The following is a 15019-nucleotide window of genomic DNA, read 5'->3' as shown; positions in this document are numbered from 1 at the left end:
TTTATCAATTAATTGGTAGTGTTCTTGTATATACCCAGGCTATTTTGCCGGATTGCAACGCTACTTCTATTCGCTTATAGGAGTCTCCTTCATAAACGTCTGTTATTAGTAATTCCTTTTCCGATATTTCGTATACCATACCGCAAATAATGTCAGTTTTTGATAAAGAAGGGTGGATTACGGGATACTGGTCGAATACTTTCTGCTCTAGCAACGCATAGCCCAATAAACAATCGCTTTTGCCTTTTAGGTTACGGCCGTACAATGCCGATTGAATTTCTTCCTCTTGTAAAGAGCCGTAAGTAAAAATATAGATCACACGGGTCAATGTTCGCTTACAACTTCCAATTCGGTACGAAACGATACGAATTGGTTAGGGAAATGTTTGAGGGCATCTTCACGCAACCGCGATGCATCTTGCTCATAATATTTCTGCAAGGTTTCTTTATTGGCTGTGGTAAATTGTACGGAATAGGTCATGCCTCCCATTTCTTCTTCTACCAAAACCCTACACATTTTTGCCGATAGAAACTTTCCAGTGGCCAGCATATCCGGTATATGCGTTTTCTTCATCCATTGCAGCCATTGGTCGTGAACTGCATTTTCAATATTGGTGGTTACGTTGTAGATGTACATTTATTCAAATTAAAGCGTTGATTTGACTTGATCGTGGCCAGTCTTGTTCTTAAAAAGTCAATTAATACTGTCTCCTCTCAGTATCCTGAAATTTTTTCGGGCCTGAGGAAAATAGTAACTATCTTGATAGTTGTAAATTATTTTTTCATATTGGGCCTTTGCCTTTTCGGGTTCGTGTAAGATATTACGGTAGAGTTCCGCCAATGCAAAATGGGCGTCATCCGCCAAAATTCCATTGCTGTAAAATTCCGTAATCTTGATATAGCTAAATTCGGCAGCGGTGTAATCTTTCTCTTCCTCCAGAAGCTCACCTTGCTTTAGCAAGGCTTCGTCTTCGATTTTTTCCCCTTTATGGTTTTGCAAGATGTCGTTTAAAACATCAATGGCCTCCTTGGTTTTGTTTTGATAGCCCAAAAGGTCGGCGCGGGCATATTTTTTTAAGGCAGTTTGGGTCGAATCTTCTAGTGAATTATCCGATATTAAAAGGCTTAGTTGCATGGCATCGTTTGCGATGAGCTGAGACGTTGAACTCCGAAGTACTTTGAGTTGGGTTAGTGCCCAATCAAAATCACCCTTATAAAAACTTGTTTGCGCAACTTTATAGCGCGCATTTTGTCCAAGCACATCGTTTTTTAGTTTCTGTTGCACTTGGGAAAAATAGATTAGCGCTTCGTTGAATTTTTGGTCATACACCAGAATATCACCCAAGGCTAACTTTACAAAGGCCTTTCCGCGCTCGTTCAGTGGTAATTCAAGACTTTTTTTTAAGATATCGATGGCAGCCTTCGGGGTATCTCTTTTGAAGGTAAGAAAATTGGCATAGGCGATTTGAAGCTGTAGTGTTTTGCCTTTATATCGATGAATGTCTATCAATTCGTCGTACCTTTTTTGAATCTCAGAGAGACTCTTCTCGTCGGCATCTAAAATTTGGATATCGATAAGGTTCAGTTCTGCATTTAGTTGAGTGACTTCATCGTTCGTGTTTTCTATAATATATTCAAAAATAGATTTTGCGACCGTTACCTCTCCATCTTTCAAGGCTATATCACCAAGACTTTCCATACGCTGCATTGAACTGCCTTCCAATCGCTTATAAATCGCTTTTTCTTGTCTAAAAGCACTTGAATATTGTTTCTGTTGTACGAAGAGCCAACTTAAAAGTTCGTTCCATAATAAATTAGGGTCTTTCTGTGCATGTTGTAAGAGTACCCTTTTTAATTTGATATTGTTTTCGTTTTCGGGGTCAGCGGTAATAAAGGCGTCTATATTTCGTAATACATTCGATTTTGATGTTTTTCCTTCACTGATCAACCTGAGGTACGATTCGTACATTTTATCGATATTGCCCTGTTCCCCATAAATACGGGCCATATGATAATTGTAATCTAATTTGGGGTTTAGTTCCATAGCTCGGGAATATGCGCTTAGTGCTTGGTCAAGCAAGGCATATTTTTGAAAACGATACCCAACGCCATATCCAAAATTAGGATTTTCATCGATTTTCGCTATTGCTTTATCGTAATATTTTTCGGCTTCGTCAGGAAGGTCTTGCAAAGTGAAATTATAGCCCAGTTCTATAAGCAGGGTAGGGTATGCATAATCGCCTTTGATAGCTTCTAATAAAAAAGCTTCGGCTTCTTTATAGCGCTCGAGTTGTTGATAACAGGCGATGAGCCCTTCGACATAATCGTTTCTTCGCTGATTTGTCTCTACCAATTTTTCATAAAAAACCACTGCTTTTTCAAAGTCGCCATCATTAAAATATTGTTTGGCCAAGAAATCATCTTGGGCCAATGCCAATTGCACGGAGCAGAAAACCAAAATGAACAGAAGTTGCTTCAAATCAAGTTTTTTGTAAAGATACGTAGATTAATTATGGTCAGCGCTTTGGTAGTACAAGCGGTTAAAGGTATAAATCTCTTTTTGTTCCATACATACAAAATTATTGGCCAGCCATACAATGGGTTATTAACGGTGAAGTGGCTAGCATTATTTTTATAAAGTTAGTTATATAATAATAATCTTAAATTCAAATAAAATGGCGGTATTCAGAAAAAACTGTGAGCGCTACATAGCGTTCTTGTACCCAAACGGAGAAAATTCTGGAAGGATTAATTTGTATTGCGCAGATGGTTATAGGCTTTATCTTATTTTTAGAGATGGTGCTTTACCTGCGAATACCTACAACGAAAGCATCAATACAGGTGTTGGTTATCAACCCATAGATCGATTTAGTGACTATGTCGATTTGGTAAGAAATGAAAAACCCATCACCGTCACTTTTAACACCACGGGCAAAAACTATGTGGTATATACCTCGGCGGAGCAAGTTGGCGAAGGGGAAATGTAATAGTCAAATTCCATGCGTATGGTGTCGATTTGCATTACTCAACGAATTTGCTTCTACTTTATCATGTCGAACCCGCAATAAGGCACTAGAACTTCAGGAATTCGTATTCCTTCAGCAGTTTGGTAGTTCTCTAAAATTCCGGCTAAAACCCGAGGTAGTGCCAAAGAGCTTCCGTTTAATGTATGGGCTAATTGTGACTTCCCGTTTTCATCTTTGTACCGGAGTTTAAGGCGATTGGCTTGATAAGCTTCGAAATTGGAAACCGAACTTATTTCCAACCATCGGTCTTGGGCCGTTGAAAAGACTTCGAAATCGAAAGTTAGTGCGGCAGTAAAACCAAGATCTCCACCGCAAAGGCGTAAAATTCGATACGGAAGTTTTAGCTCCTTTAAAATAGTTTTGACGTGCTCGACCATGCCATCAAGTGCATCGTACGATTTCTCAGGATGTTCGACACGTACGATTTCTACTTTGTCAAATTGATGTAGTCGATTCAAACCGCGTACATGCGCACCATAGCTTCCTGCCTCCCTTCTAAAGCAAGGTGTATAAGCCGTCAGGCAAATAGGAAAATCTTGGTCATTGACAATTTCGTCTCGAAAAATATTGGTAACGGGCACTTCTGCCGTAGGTATTAAATAGAGGTCGTCTGCACCTACATGATACATTTGTCCTTCTTTATCGGGTAATTGTCCGGTGCCATACCCAGATGTTTCGTTGACCATATGGGGTACCTGCATTTCGGTATAGCCGGCTTCCGTATTTTTATCCAAGAAATAGGAAATTAAGGCGCGTTGGAGTCTAGCTCCTTTTCCTTTGTAAACAGGAAAACCTGCTCCCGCAATTTTCACACCGAGTTCGAAATCGATGATGTCGTACTTTTTTGCCAGTTCCCAGTGCGGTAAAGCGCCTTCTGTTAAGGCGGGAATATCTCCCTCTTTGAAGACTTCTTCATTATCTTCTTCGGAATTTCCGGCGGGAACGGAGTTGTGTGGCACATTTGGGATTTGAAAGAGCAGTTGCTGCAATTGCTCGGCGACTGCGCTTAATTCATCTCCTAATCGTTTGGATTCTTCTTTAAGGGTACTCGTTTTTTCCTTTAAAACATTGGCCTCTTGCGCTTTTCCCGTTTTGTAGAGCATACCAATTTCTTTAGACAGCTTATTGCTTTCAGCCAAGGTATTGTCTAGTTCAGTTTGAGTAGATCGTCGCTTTTCATCCAATAGCAGCACCTCGTCGACCATTGGGGCGGCATCGATGTTCCGTTTTTTTAAAGCGGTTATAATTGTATCTTTTTTATCTCTTAAAGTTTGAAGCTGCAACATGCGTTCCTGATTTTACGGTGCAAATTTATACTAATCTTCCGATTATAAACGGATACTTCGTGTACTGTTATGGTAAAATAAGTGCATTTGTACGAATTTTATCTATTTTAGACCCTCCGGGAATGTCGTTGAATGGCAACCTGGGTTATTCGACGGGCTTTCTGAAAAGTAAATGAAAAGCCAATACCAATATGGAATAGATAAGCCCCAAGGCGGCAACCCCCGTCCATTTATAGGTTTCCCAAGCCAATGCCCCTGTAATGGTTCCTATGGCTCCGCCGATAAAGTAACCAACCATGTAGATGGTATTTACACGATTTCGAGCTTCAGGATTTTTGGAGAAAATGATATTCTGATTAGTGATATGAAGCGATTGTAACGCCATATCGACTAAGAGTACCCCTACGACCAACCCAAAAATCGATTTTCCGGAAAATAGAAATATAATCCATGATAGAATCATAACCAGGGCGGCTATAGTAATAAGCAAATTTTTGTTCAGGTGGTCACTCATTTTTCCGACTTTTGAAGCGGCCAGAGCGCCGAAGATTCCCAAAATACCGAAAGATCCGGTTACGGTGCTACCATAGTTAAAAGAATCTTCCATCAAGAAGACCAAGGTAGTCCAAAATGCGCTAAATCCGGCGAAACCTAATCCTCCTCTCAAAGCGGCCAATCGTACCGAACTTTCTTTTTTAAAGTAGTGAAGTATCGACTTCATGAGTTGTGCATACGTTCCTTTAAAATCTGGGTGGAGCTCGGGCAGTTGTATTTTTAGCAATGCCCAATAGATGATCATCAGGCCAGAAGCTAGGTAATACATACTTCGCCAGCCATAATTCTCACCGATGAACCCACTTATAAACCTACTGCCAAGAATACCGATCAAGAGCCCGCTCATGACAATGCCGATAGCGCGGCCAACACTTTTGTTATCGGCGAGTAAGGCCGCCATAGGAACAAATAGCTGTGGTATTACCGATGACGAGCCGATGAAAAAACTTGCTATAGTAAGCATTAATAGTGATTGAGCGGTTGCGGCAAGAAGTAGCGAGAGCACAATGGCCAAAAAATCGATCATTATTATTCTCTTATACGAGATTTTGTCTCCCAAGGGGATGATGAATAACAAGCCAAAAGCATAACCTAATTGTGTAAATAAGGGGATGTTACTTACTTTTGATTCTGAAACTTCAAATGTATGGGCAATTTGGTTTAATAAAGGTTGATTGTAATAGTTGTTCGCCACTACGAGACCTGCCCCAATGGCCATTAGATATAAAAGTGAGTTGGTCAATTTCTTTGCGCCCATGGCTCTATTTATTTTGTTGGGCAGATGGCAAGATCCAATCATGGTGTTTGAAATGATGCCAATTTTCGTTTGCCAAATCGACCTTTGGGTCGATAAAGGCTCTATAGGGTTTACCGTTAATGCTTACTTTAGCGTTTAGGGCGAATACCGAAATGTCTTCGTCTTTTTTTGCGTATTCTTTTTTTAATTGTTGGGCAAATTGCCATATAAAATCGGGGTAGGCTCCAACCTTTCGTTTCTGTTTTGAGGTCAGGTAATCATTGAGGTCAATAATTGTCGATTCATTGTTTTTTCGGTTTACGACCTTGAATTGTATTTTACCACTTCGACTACGCAGCATCATACGCCAGCTCATGCGGTGGCCTTCTTCCGTCCATAGTACATCATCTTGAATAAAATAGTGGCGTAAGGGCAATGCCATCTGAACCAAAAAATAGATACCTCCCCAGATGATTACCATGTTTTTATAGGATGGTGGGTCGAACTCTTGGTCTGTGTGGTATTTCTTTTCTTTAAAGAAAAGCTGTCTTATGGTTGCAGCTTCAAAAAAGAATACGCTAAAAGCTAGGGATAAATAGGGGAAAATTCCAATTTGAAAAACAATGGAATTAAATACGTGGAAAAATATGGATGCGAAAAAGGCAATTCGTCGTGTCGGTCGCCATAAAAGGGCAGGTATAATTAGTAGGTCGAACAAAATACCCGTTGCCCCAATAATTTGATGTATCCAAGGCTGTTGAAGTATTTCACCGATAAGGTAATAATCTGCCTTGCTTTGCATTAGTATTTTAATAATTCTGAAATCGACCCAATCTCCGTACATCTTGGCTATGGCCGCATAGGTATAAATGATGAATAGTTGAAGTACTATTATCCATTTAACGTAGGCATACATCGTATTGGTTTTCAAGGCTGTGTTTTTTTTTGCATCCAGCGAACAGCTTCGGTTCGCCGGAAAAAAACACATAAAAAACGAAATTAATATTAGCAGGTAATAATGATTGTTGTATGATGTTTTTTGCATTAAATAGACTCCTGTCCACAGCAAGGTGAATGCAATGATGCTAAATCGGTACTTGTATCCCAAGGCAATGCAGGTGCCCAAGGTTCCCATAACAAAAAAGTAGATATACATACCGTTGCCAGGTAGTGGTTGTAACCATTCAAAGCCGATAAAGTTAAAGGTGAAACGTGGTTCGATAAGGGTGCGTTGAATCCAGCCGGTGAGCATAGCCCCATAGCATTCCAATGCCACTAAAATCCCAAATAATATTCGGAAAATGATCAAGGAGGAATTATCGATTTTCGAAAAAAGCCACCGGTCTAGCATTTATTGTCCTATAAAAGCGAGCGAAGTTTTTTTATCTTTTTGAAGCTGCATTTTGAGGGCGTCGATAGAATCGAACTTGTGTTCGTCACGAATACGCTTCAAAATATCAATCTTTAGGGTTGTCTCGTAGAGATTTTCATCAAAATTCAAAAAATGGACTTCAATACTCTTCTCTGTTCCGGTTCCGGCTATTGTAGGGTTAAAGCCAATATTCATCATTCCGTAGACCACGTTATTTTTAAGAGTGCTCTTTACGACATATACGCCATTTTTCGGAATCAATTTATATGATTCTTCAATGAGAATATTCGCTGTAGGGAACCCGAGTTGCTTGCCTAGGCCCTTGCCCTTTTTTACAATACCTGTGAGCATATATTCATAGCCCAAATACTTATTGGCGGTTAGTATATCACCTGTTTCAAGTGCTTTACGTATTTTGGTGGAACTTACCGAAACATCATTTATTTCTTGAGCAGGTATTTCCTCTACCTCGAAATCCAACGCGCTTCCAAAAGCCCTTAAGTCGTTAATGTTGGCTGTTCGATTTCTGCCAAAACGATGGTCGTAGCCAATAATTATTTTCTTTGTCTTAAGGCTGTTTACAAGAATATCCCTTACAAATTCGGTTGCCGATAATCGCGAAAACTCTTGGGTGAAGGGGTGTATGATTAATTGTTCGACACCAAATTCTTTAAGAATGTTGGTTTTTTCGGATACCGTATTCAGCAGTTTTATGTTGGTGTCTTTTTGCAGCACCATTCTCGGATGCGGAAAAAAAGTAAGTACTGTTGGCTTAAGCTCCGTTTGGGCACAGCTTTTGATTAGACGATCTAAGATTTTTCGATGTCCGATATGCACGCCGTCAAAAGTGCCAATGGTAATGGCCGTGGAATGTTTTTTGTCGTATTTGGAAATGCTTTGGACTGTTACCACGTACTAAAAATAATAAAAAGACTTATATTTGATTCTGAGTGAAAAACCCCTTGATGATTACAAAACTACGTCTAGTTTTTTCAATTACCATACTATTTCTTTCCTTTTACGGCTCAGCACAGCGTAATTTTTGGAAACAGGAAGCTTTGCAAAATGATGTGAAGGGAAAAATGATGAAGCGCTTTGAGCTTAAAAAGGGGAAAGCATTTACTTTAGACGAAAGTGCATTTAAAAAGGGACTGGAATCTTTTCCGGCTGCCAAAAATTCTTTTAAAACGGTTTATTTTCCTGATGAAAAGGGAGAACTTGTTCCTTTTTTGGTTTCTGAAGCCCAGGTGTTGGCACCTGAACTCGCTGCAAAATATCCATCCATAAAGTCATATAAAGGCCGTAGTCTGAAGAATGAAAATGACATAATACGCTTCAGCGTTTCACACAAGGGAATACAGAGCACTGTCGTGCATGGTGATGGGCAGCCTAGCACTTTTTTGCAAAAAATTGATGAAAATGCATATATAGCATATAATAGAGATGCCAATATCACTGAAGATATTGATTTTATTTGTGATACAAAGTCTATTGCAGCAAAGCAGTTGCAAAGCACCTCACAAAAGTTGGTCAATGACAAGATTCTTAGAAAGTTCAGGCTAGCAGTGTCTGCTTCGGCAGAATATACACAGTTCCATGGGGGAGAGGTTGTCGATGCCTTGGCAGCTATTAATGCGACCGTAACGCGAATAAATCAGGTATTTGAACGAGATTTGGCCGTAACCCTTCAGCTTGTGGCCAACACTGATGAAGTGATCTTTACCGATGAAGAAAAAGACCCCTATGATGGCAACCTCAATTCTGAGGTTCAAAATACACTCAGAAATATTATTGGGGAAGAGAATTATGATATTGGCCACTTATTTCATGATGACGACCCTGGGGGCAATGCGGGTTATGTTGGTTCTGTGTGTGTAGACGATAAAAAGGGTAGTGCCTATGCTTCGAGTCCCAGTCCCGAGGGAGACCTTTTTGATCTTGATTTTGTTGCCCACGAAATGGGACATCAGTTAGGTGCGAACCATACGTGGTCTTTTGAATCAGAAGGCACGCAGGTACAAGCTGAACCGGCCAGTGGTACTACGATTATGGGTTATGCCGGAATAACGGGAGTGAATAACGTTGCTTCGAACGGTAGTGATTATTTTCATCATAATAGTATTGTGCAGATTTCGAGTTATTTGGCAAGTAGTGGTTGTGCTGAAATAATGAGTTTAGACAACAATCCGCCAACAATAATTCCTATCGGGAATTTTGTAATTCCTAGGTCTACTGCGTTTGTACTCGAGGGGAGCGCGTCAGACCCCGATTCTGGCGATGTCATTAGTTATACATGGGAACAAATCGACGACGGGGTGGTAACCCAGGCTACTTTTGGGTCAACAAACCCGAGTGGGGCGAACTTTCGATCGTTGCCTCCTTCACTATCCCCAAAAAGATACTTTCCTAAGCTGTCGAGCATACTGTCGGGCAATCTTACGCAAACTATGCCACTTGTAAATTCTAACTGGGAAACCGTTTCGGATGTGGGAAGGGAAATGAACTTTGCTTTAACCGTTCGAGACAATGCTGTCGGAGGCGGACAAGTGGTGTCAGATGTGGTGAACATTGTCGTGGTGGGTGGGGCCGGTCCTTTTTCCGTTACTTCCCAAGCTGAAAGTGAAACGTATACCGCTGGAGATGTACAACATATTGTTTGGGATGTAGCTGAAACCCATAAAGCACCGGTTCTTGCGCAAACGGTCGACATATTACTTTCTACTGACGACGGACTTACGTTTCCCATTGTTTTAGCCGAAGACGTACCAAATGATGGCGACCATAAAATAATCGTTCCGAACAACCCTACGACCAAGGCACGTATCATGGTCAAGGCACATGAAAATATCTTTTTTGCGGTTAACGCCGCCAATTTTTCGATTACCGCATCAGAAATTTTACTCGATTTCCCCATGCTGGAATACGAGGTATGTCAACCCGATGATTTGGTGATCACGTTCAACTATGAAACCGTTTTGGGCTTTAATGAAGAGGCCACCTTTAGTGTTGTTTCTCCACCTCCCGGACTCGATATTACTTTTTTCCCTGAAACTGCTACAAGTAATGATACCTCGGTGGATCTGATTCTCGGCAATACCGGTCCGGTGTCAGAAAATAACTATACTATCGAAGTGCTTGCCACTTCTGCAAGTGAAACTAAAAAAGTAGCTTTGGAGGTTAGTATTTATGATGACGATTTTCCGAATATAGCGCTACTTTCCCCAGCTAACGGTCTCGAAGATACTTCTACCGGAATGCCCTTGGAATGGGAAAGTGATAGTTCGTATACCTCTTATGACTTAGAAATATCTACGGACACCTCATTCAACACGATTGTCGAATCTGCGACCGTATTTTCAAATTTATACAGACCGACAGAACTAGAAAATGCAACCACATATTTTTGGAGGGTAAAACCAAGAAATGCATGTGGTGAAGGAAGCTTTGGTTCCCCATTTGGTTTTACCACAGTTCAGTTTAGTTGCAAAAATAAGGAGAGTGATGGGTTGCCAATCGAGATAACGCCCATCGGAAAACCGACCATAACTTCTAGTATTACTTTTTTAGAAGACCTGCCTTTGGCGGATATTAATGTGAATCTTGCTGTTGATCATACTTTTCTGTCTGATCTCGCCATTAGTTTGACATCACCGTCGGGTACCACTGTGGTACTTGTTTCCAGCAGCTGTGGAGACCTAGAAAATATAGACGCGACCTTTGATGATGATGCTGACAACTTTATATGCGATGGAAATCCGGCAATTACAGGCACAGTTAAACCATTGGGGGCATTAGATGCTTTTAAGGGGGAATCGATTTTAGGTAAATGGATTTTGGAGGTTTCTGATAATGTTCAATCCGATGGCGGTGCACTGACGGCTTTCTCTTTAGATATTTGCGTAGAAGGAGAGTTTAGGCCTGATGATGATAAAGATGGTATTTATGACGATGGTGATGATGCGTGTTTGGGAACTGCCGAAGGACAAGAAGTCGATGCCAACGGATGTGCGGTTTACAGGTTTCCCAGCACTAATTTTTCCATTGCCGTACAGAGCGAATCGTGCCGGGACAACAATGATGGTCAGCTGAGTATTATTCCTCAAATAGACTTGGAATATTCGGTTACTGTTACAGGAAATGGGGTCAATATTTCAGATGACTTTTCACGAGCCTACAGGCTGGAGAACTTGTCTGCGGGTACCTATATGGCATGTATCAATGGTACTGATGGTAGTTTGAAGTATCTTGAACATTGTTTTGAGGTTGTGGTTACACAGCCCGAATCTTTGGAAGTTACTTCAAAAACAAGCCAAGATGGAAAATACGTGCAATTGAATTTACAAGGTGCGGATATCTATACTATTAACTTGAATGGAGAAGTGATGCAGACTGGGGCTAGCGAATTATTCTTGCCTTTACAAAATGGCTCCAATAGTCTTAAGGTTTCGGGCGATTTGCCATGTCAGGGTGTTTATGAAGAAAGATTTATTACCTCAGATCAACCTTTTGTTTATCCGAATCCATTTAGAGCTTCTGCGAATATCTTTTTAGGTAAGGTAGTCGAAAAAGTAGAAATAGCCATTTATTCAGCCAGTGGCCAATTGGTAAAAAGTGGAGATTATATAGTCAATAGTGCTGAAATGACACTTGATTGCGATGCTTTGCCTGCGGGCATGTATTTTATAAAGTTTAAGGGGGAGAATGTGCAAGGAACACTAAAAGTTATTAAGCAATGAGGGTATTATTGGTAATTTTGGTCGGTTTGCTGTTGTTTAGTTGTAAAAAGGATGCTCCGAAGTCTCCGGAAGCGGTATTTTTGTCCTTGCCTGCAAAAAATACAGAGTGTGCCCCTGTACAAACCTCCAGTGAATCGGCCAATGTCGTTCGATTTACATGGTTAGCGGCTGATCATGCGGAAACCTACGAACTTCGCGTAACTAATTTAAGTACCGGAACAACACAGACCAAGAGTACCCATTTGCTTACCGAAACACTTCCGTTACAAAGGGGAACGCCCTTCTCTTGGGTCGTTGTTTCGAAAAATACCAAAGTAGAAGAAACGGCTACGAGTGAACAATGGATGTTTTACAACCCCGGCACACAAACTTCATATGCCCCCTTTCCTGCCGAGATAGTATCGCCGAAGTTAAGCGAATCTGTTTTTAAGGATATCAATAATGAGATAACCCTAGAATGGTCGGGCTTTGATCTTGATAGTGATATCGTAGATTATGATTTATATTTTTCTACCGAAACGCCCCCAGCCACGCTAATCGGTACATTCGCATCTGGAAGTTCGTCTAAAAAGGTAAGTGTTTCGTCAAAGACCGTATATTATTGGAAGGTGGTCACTAAAGACGAAAATGGTAATAGTTCCGATTCAGGAATTTTTAGCTTTAAAGTATTTTAAGGGGTAAACTCATGTTCCGTTAAAGGCATTCATGGTATTTTTGATTCCACCCAAAACAAAGGAATTAATAAGTTCGGCAGATTTTGAAAGGCGCTCCCCTAACTTTTCCTTTTCTTCTTCATTCCATTCGCCCAATACATAATCGACCTGTCTTCCCTTGCCAAAATCAGAGCCTACCCCGAAACGGAACCTATTATAAGAAGTCGTTTGTAAAAATAGTTGGGTATCTTTTAATCCGTTATGTCCACCATCACTTCCTTTGGTTTTTACGCGAAGCGTTCCAAAAGATAAATTAATATCATCGGTCACCACTAGAATATTTTCCAAAGGAATTTTCTCTTTGTCCATCCAATATTTTATGGCTTTTCCACTGAGGTTCATGTAGGTGGAAGGTTTTAAGCAAAGCACACTGCGTCCTTTTATTTTATATGAGCCCACGGCACCAAGCTTGGCAATTTCGAATGAAAATTGTTCTTTGTTGGCCAAGGCATCTAAAATCTTGAATCCAATGTTATGACGGGTTTCCGAATATTCAGTGCCAATATTTCCGAGACCGATGATCAAAAATTTTTTCATAGCTTCTGTTTCTGCTAAGAATGCATTGTTGATAGTGAATATTGATTTTAAGAAGTGTAGCATAGTGGTATGAAGAGGGTAAAAATACAAAAGCATCCGGATAGTTGATTCATCAGGATGCTTTCGTATTAAACTATACTAATTTGTTACTAGCTTTCAGCGCCTTCGGCAGTTGCTTCTGCTCCTTCGGCAGTTGCTTCTTCTCCTTCTGCACCTTCTTCATCTTCATCTTCGTCAACAGCTACGGCCGAACGTTGTGTTTTGACCTGTACCACCACAGTTGAATCTGGGTGAAGAATGGTAAAATCGTCATTTAATAAAGATTCAACAAGAATGTTGTCGCCGATTTTCAATTTTGAAATATCAACATCGAAGAAATCGGGTAGGTTTGCCGGTAAAGCCTTAAGGGCAAGCTTTCTCTTTCTAAACAATAATCGACCACCATTACGTACCCCAGGCGAGTTACCCTCTAATCTGACAGGTATGTTCATGGTAATCTCCTTGTCTTTGAATAACTGGTAGAAATCAACATGTAGAATTCTATCCGTTACGGGGTGGAATTGAATGTCTTGCATGATGGCGTCTACGGTTCCACCGTTATCCAACTCAATCACTACTGTGTGCGCATTGGGGGTGTATACCAAATCTCTGAACTCTAGTTCGTCTGCTGTGAAATGCAATGGTTTTTCCCCTCCGTACACTACGCAAGGAACCTTTCCAGCATTACGTAGGGCTTTCGTTGCCTTCTTGCCCACGCTTTCTCTTTCTGATCCTTTAATTGTAATTGACTTCATTATATATATTAAAAATTAATAATTCGTTGATCTGGTCTCCATAAGAACAATCTTTTTGAAGACGTTGTTGGTTACATCAAAAACTTCGAAGCGATCGAAGTGTTGTGGTGTACCCTATGCATTACATCGGCAAAGAGATCTGCACAACTTAGCACCCTAACTTTGCCACTTTCTTTTTTTATGGGGATTGAGTCTGTAATGATCAATTCCAATAATTGTGATTTTTCTATTTTATCATAGGCGTCCCCCGAAAGCAACCCATGTGTTGTAATAGCGCGAACACTTTTGGCTCCACGTTCCATCATTAAATCTGCTGCCCTGGTCAAAGTGCCTGCCGTATCTACCATATCGTCAACCAACACCACGTTTTTGCCATTAACATCGCCTATAAGCTCCATATGGGAAATCACATTGGCCTTTGCCCGTTGTTTATAACAGATGACCACATCGCACTGCAATGCCCTAGAATAAGCGTAGGCTCTTTTAGAGCCTCCCATATCTGGTGATGCAATGGTAAGGTTGTCAAGGTTCAATTTTTTTAAATAAGGAAGAAATAAAGTAGAAGCAAATAGGTGGTCGACAGGTTTTTCAAAAAAGCCCTGTATTTGATCGGCATGCAAGTCCATGGTGATAATGCGCGTTGCACCGGCGGCCTCTAACATTTTAGCTACAAGTTTAGCAGCAATGGGGACCCTTGGCTTATCTTTTCTATCTTGTCGGGCCCAGCCAAAATAAGGCATGACCGCTGTTATGTGCCTTGCTGAAGCCCGTTTGGCGGCATCGAGCATCAATAACATTTCCATGAGATTTTCTGAACTGGGGTGTGTAGACCCTATTATAAAAACACGGGTGCCCCGAACAGATTCTTCAAAAGATGGCTGAAATTCACCATCACTATAGCGCGAAAAGAGTACATTGCCCAAATCGGTACCATAAGATTTCGATATTTTTTTTGCCAATTCAGCACTTTGGGTGCAGGCAAAAATTTTGGGTTCAGGTACTTGGTAGGGCATGGGTAACGTATTGTTTTACACTTATTTGGCGACCCTTTTTCATAGGGAGGTGCAAATTTAAAAATTTATTTGTGTTGCTAAAGGATAAATGTTTTTATTTTTTGTGTTTATCCCAACATTTTTTTTAATTTTGCAGTCCTATTTTTAATGATGCTCGAGTGGCGGAACTGGTAGACGCGCTGGATTCAAAATCCAGCTTTGAAATTTAATGCCTCGGTGGCGGAATTGGTAGACGCGCCGGATTCAAAATCC

Annotated in this window: 13 protein-coding genes; 3 read left to right on the top strand and 10 right to left on the bottom strand. The window is 40.7% G+C overall.

The annotated features are described in order from the left end of the window. Positions 1–4 precede the first annotated feature (4 nt). The 3 genes from AACZ88_RS18385 to AACZ88_RS18375 are packed head-to-tail and all read right to left on the bottom strand — an operon-like array spanning position 5 to position 2478. The gene (locus tag AACZ88_RS18385; protein ID WP_339713460.1) at positions 5–319 is read right to left on the bottom strand and encodes a gamma-glutamylcyclotransferase family protein; all 315 of its coding nucleotides are present in this window, start codon (positions 317–319) and stop codon (positions 5–7) included. Positions 320–324: 5 nt separating this feature from the next. Beyond that, entirely contained in the window at positions 325–636 is a 312-nt protein-coding gene (locus AACZ88_RS18380; RefSeq protein ID WP_339713458.1) for a DUF4286 family protein, read from the bottom strand. A 57-nt stretch (positions 637–693) separates the two neighbouring features. Beyond that, the gene (locus AACZ88_RS18375; protein ID WP_339713456.1) at positions 694–2478 is read right to left on the bottom strand and encodes a tetratricopeptide repeat protein; all 1785 of its coding nucleotides are present in this window, start codon (positions 2476–2478) and stop codon (positions 694–696) included. A gap of 196 nt (positions 2479–2674) precedes the next feature. Between AACZ88_RS18375 and AACZ88_RS18370 the strand changes: the two genes are divergently transcribed. Continuing rightward, entirely contained in the window at positions 2675–2986 is a 312-nt protein-coding gene (locus tag AACZ88_RS18370; protein ID WP_339713453.1) for a hypothetical protein, read from the top strand. Positions 2987–3039: 53 nt separating this feature from the next. Here AACZ88_RS18370 and serS read toward each other — a convergent pair whose 3' ends face one another. The 4 genes from serS to AACZ88_RS18350 form a co-directional block, all read right to left on the bottom strand. After that, the gene (gene serS / locus AACZ88_RS18365) at positions 3040–4311 is read right to left on the bottom strand and encodes a serine--tRNA ligase (RefSeq protein WP_339713450.1); all 1272 of its coding nucleotides are present in this window, start codon (positions 4309–4311) and stop codon (positions 3040–3042) included. 145 nt (positions 4312–4456) lie between these two features. Continuing rightward, complete coding sequence (locus AACZ88_RS18360) at positions 4457–5623, bottom strand: MFS transporter (protein ID WP_339713447.1); 1167 nt, start codon at positions 5621–5623, stop codon at positions 4457–4459. Between the two features lie 4 nt (positions 5624–5627). Further along, positions 5628–6953 (bottom strand): HTTM domain-containing protein, encoded by a 1326-nt coding sequence (locus AACZ88_RS18355; protein ID WP_339713444.1) that lies wholly within the window; start codon positions 6951–6953, stop codon positions 5628–5630. Then, positions 6954–7886 (bottom strand): bifunctional riboflavin kinase/FAD synthetase, encoded by a 933-nt coding sequence (locus tag AACZ88_RS18350; RefSeq protein ID WP_339713441.1) that lies wholly within the window; start codon positions 7884–7886, stop codon positions 6954–6956. It lies immediately after the preceding gene. Between the two features lie 53 nt (positions 7887–7939). On the opposite strand from AACZ88_RS18350, the gene AACZ88_RS18345 reads away from it, so the two are divergent. Both AACZ88_RS18345 and AACZ88_RS18340 read left to right on the top strand, forming a co-directional pair. Further along, positions 7940–11710 carry a reprolysin-like metallopeptidase gene (locus AACZ88_RS18345; protein WP_339713438.1) on the top strand — a complete coding sequence of 1257 codons (3771 nt, stop codon included), beginning with the start codon at positions 7940–7942 and terminating at the stop codon, positions 11708–11710. Further along, the gene (locus AACZ88_RS18340; protein ID WP_339713435.1) at positions 11707–12384 is read left to right on the top strand and encodes a hypothetical protein; all 678 of its coding nucleotides are present in this window, start codon (positions 11707–11709) and stop codon (positions 12382–12384) included. The genes AACZ88_RS18345 and AACZ88_RS18340 overlap by 4 nt, the downstream gene beginning before the upstream one ends. A gap of 9 nt (positions 12385–12393) precedes the next feature. Here the strand turns inward: AACZ88_RS18340 and pth are convergent, their stop codons facing one another. From pth to AACZ88_RS18325, 3 genes are all read right to left on the bottom strand, one after another. Continuing rightward, positions 12394–13023 (bottom strand): aminoacyl-tRNA hydrolase, encoded by a 630-nt coding sequence (gene pth / locus AACZ88_RS18335; RefSeq protein ID WP_339713432.1) that lies wholly within the window; start codon positions 13021–13023, stop codon positions 12394–12396. An 86-nt stretch (positions 13024–13109) separates the two neighbouring features. Beyond that, the gene (locus tag AACZ88_RS18330) at positions 13110–13754 is read right to left on the bottom strand and encodes a 50S ribosomal protein L25/general stress protein Ctc (protein WP_339713430.1); all 645 of its coding nucleotides are present in this window, start codon (positions 13752–13754) and stop codon (positions 13110–13112) included. A gap of 71 nt (positions 13755–13825) precedes the next feature. Then, positions 13826–14767, bottom strand: coding sequence for a ribose-phosphate pyrophosphokinase (locus AACZ88_RS18325; RefSeq protein WP_339713428.1), 942 nt, complete (start codon positions 14765–14767; stop codon positions 13826–13828). Positions 14768–15019 lie beyond the last annotated feature (252 nt).

Source organism: uncultured Kriegella sp., assembly GCF_963975415.1.
In the GTDB taxonomy this organism is placed as follows: domain Bacteria; phylum Bacteroidota; class Bacteroidia; order Flavobacteriales; family Flavobacteriaceae; genus Kriegella.
Note: the sequence above shows the minus strand (reverse complement) of the source record. Positions and strands in the feature narration are given on the sequence as shown.

Excerpts from the sequence above, each read along its gene's own strand:
- AACZ88_RS18345 (WP_339713438.1), top strand. The coding sequence starts at position 7,940 with ATGATTACAAAACTACGTCTAGTTTTTTCAATTACCATACTATTTCTT.
- AACZ88_RS18380 (WP_339713458.1), bottom strand. The coding sequence starts at position 636 with ATGTACATCTACAACGTAACCACCAATATTGAAAATGCAGTTCACGAC.
- AACZ88_RS18360 (WP_339713447.1), bottom strand. The coding sequence starts at position 5,623 with ATGGGCGCAAAGAAATTGACCAACTCACTTTTATATCTAATGGCCATT.
- AACZ88_RS18340 (WP_339713435.1), top strand. The coding sequence starts at position 11,707 with ATGAGGGTATTATTGGTAATTTTGGTCGGTTTGCTGTTGTTTAGTTGT.
- serS (WP_339713450.1), bottom strand. The coding sequence starts at position 4,311 with ATGTTGCAGCTTCAAACTTTAAGAGATAAAAAAGATACAATTATAACC.
- AACZ88_RS18370 (WP_339713453.1), top strand. The coding sequence starts at position 2,675 with ATGGCGGTATTCAGAAAAAACTGTGAGCGCTACATAGCGTTCTTGTAC.
- pth (WP_339713432.1), bottom strand. The coding sequence starts at position 13,023 with ATGCTACACTTCTTAAAATCAATATTCACTATCAACAATGCATTCTTA.
- AACZ88_RS18355 (WP_339713444.1), bottom strand. The coding sequence starts at position 6,953 with ATGCTAGACCGGTGGCTTTTTTCGAAAATCGATAATTCCTCCTTGATC.
- AACZ88_RS18330 (WP_339713430.1), bottom strand. The coding sequence starts at position 13,754 with ATGAAGTCAATTACAATTAAAGGATCAGAAAGAGAAAGCGTGGGCAAG.
- AACZ88_RS18325 (WP_339713428.1), bottom strand. The coding sequence starts at position 14,767 with ATGCCCTACCAAGTACCTGAACCCAAAATTTTTGCCTGCACCCAAAGT.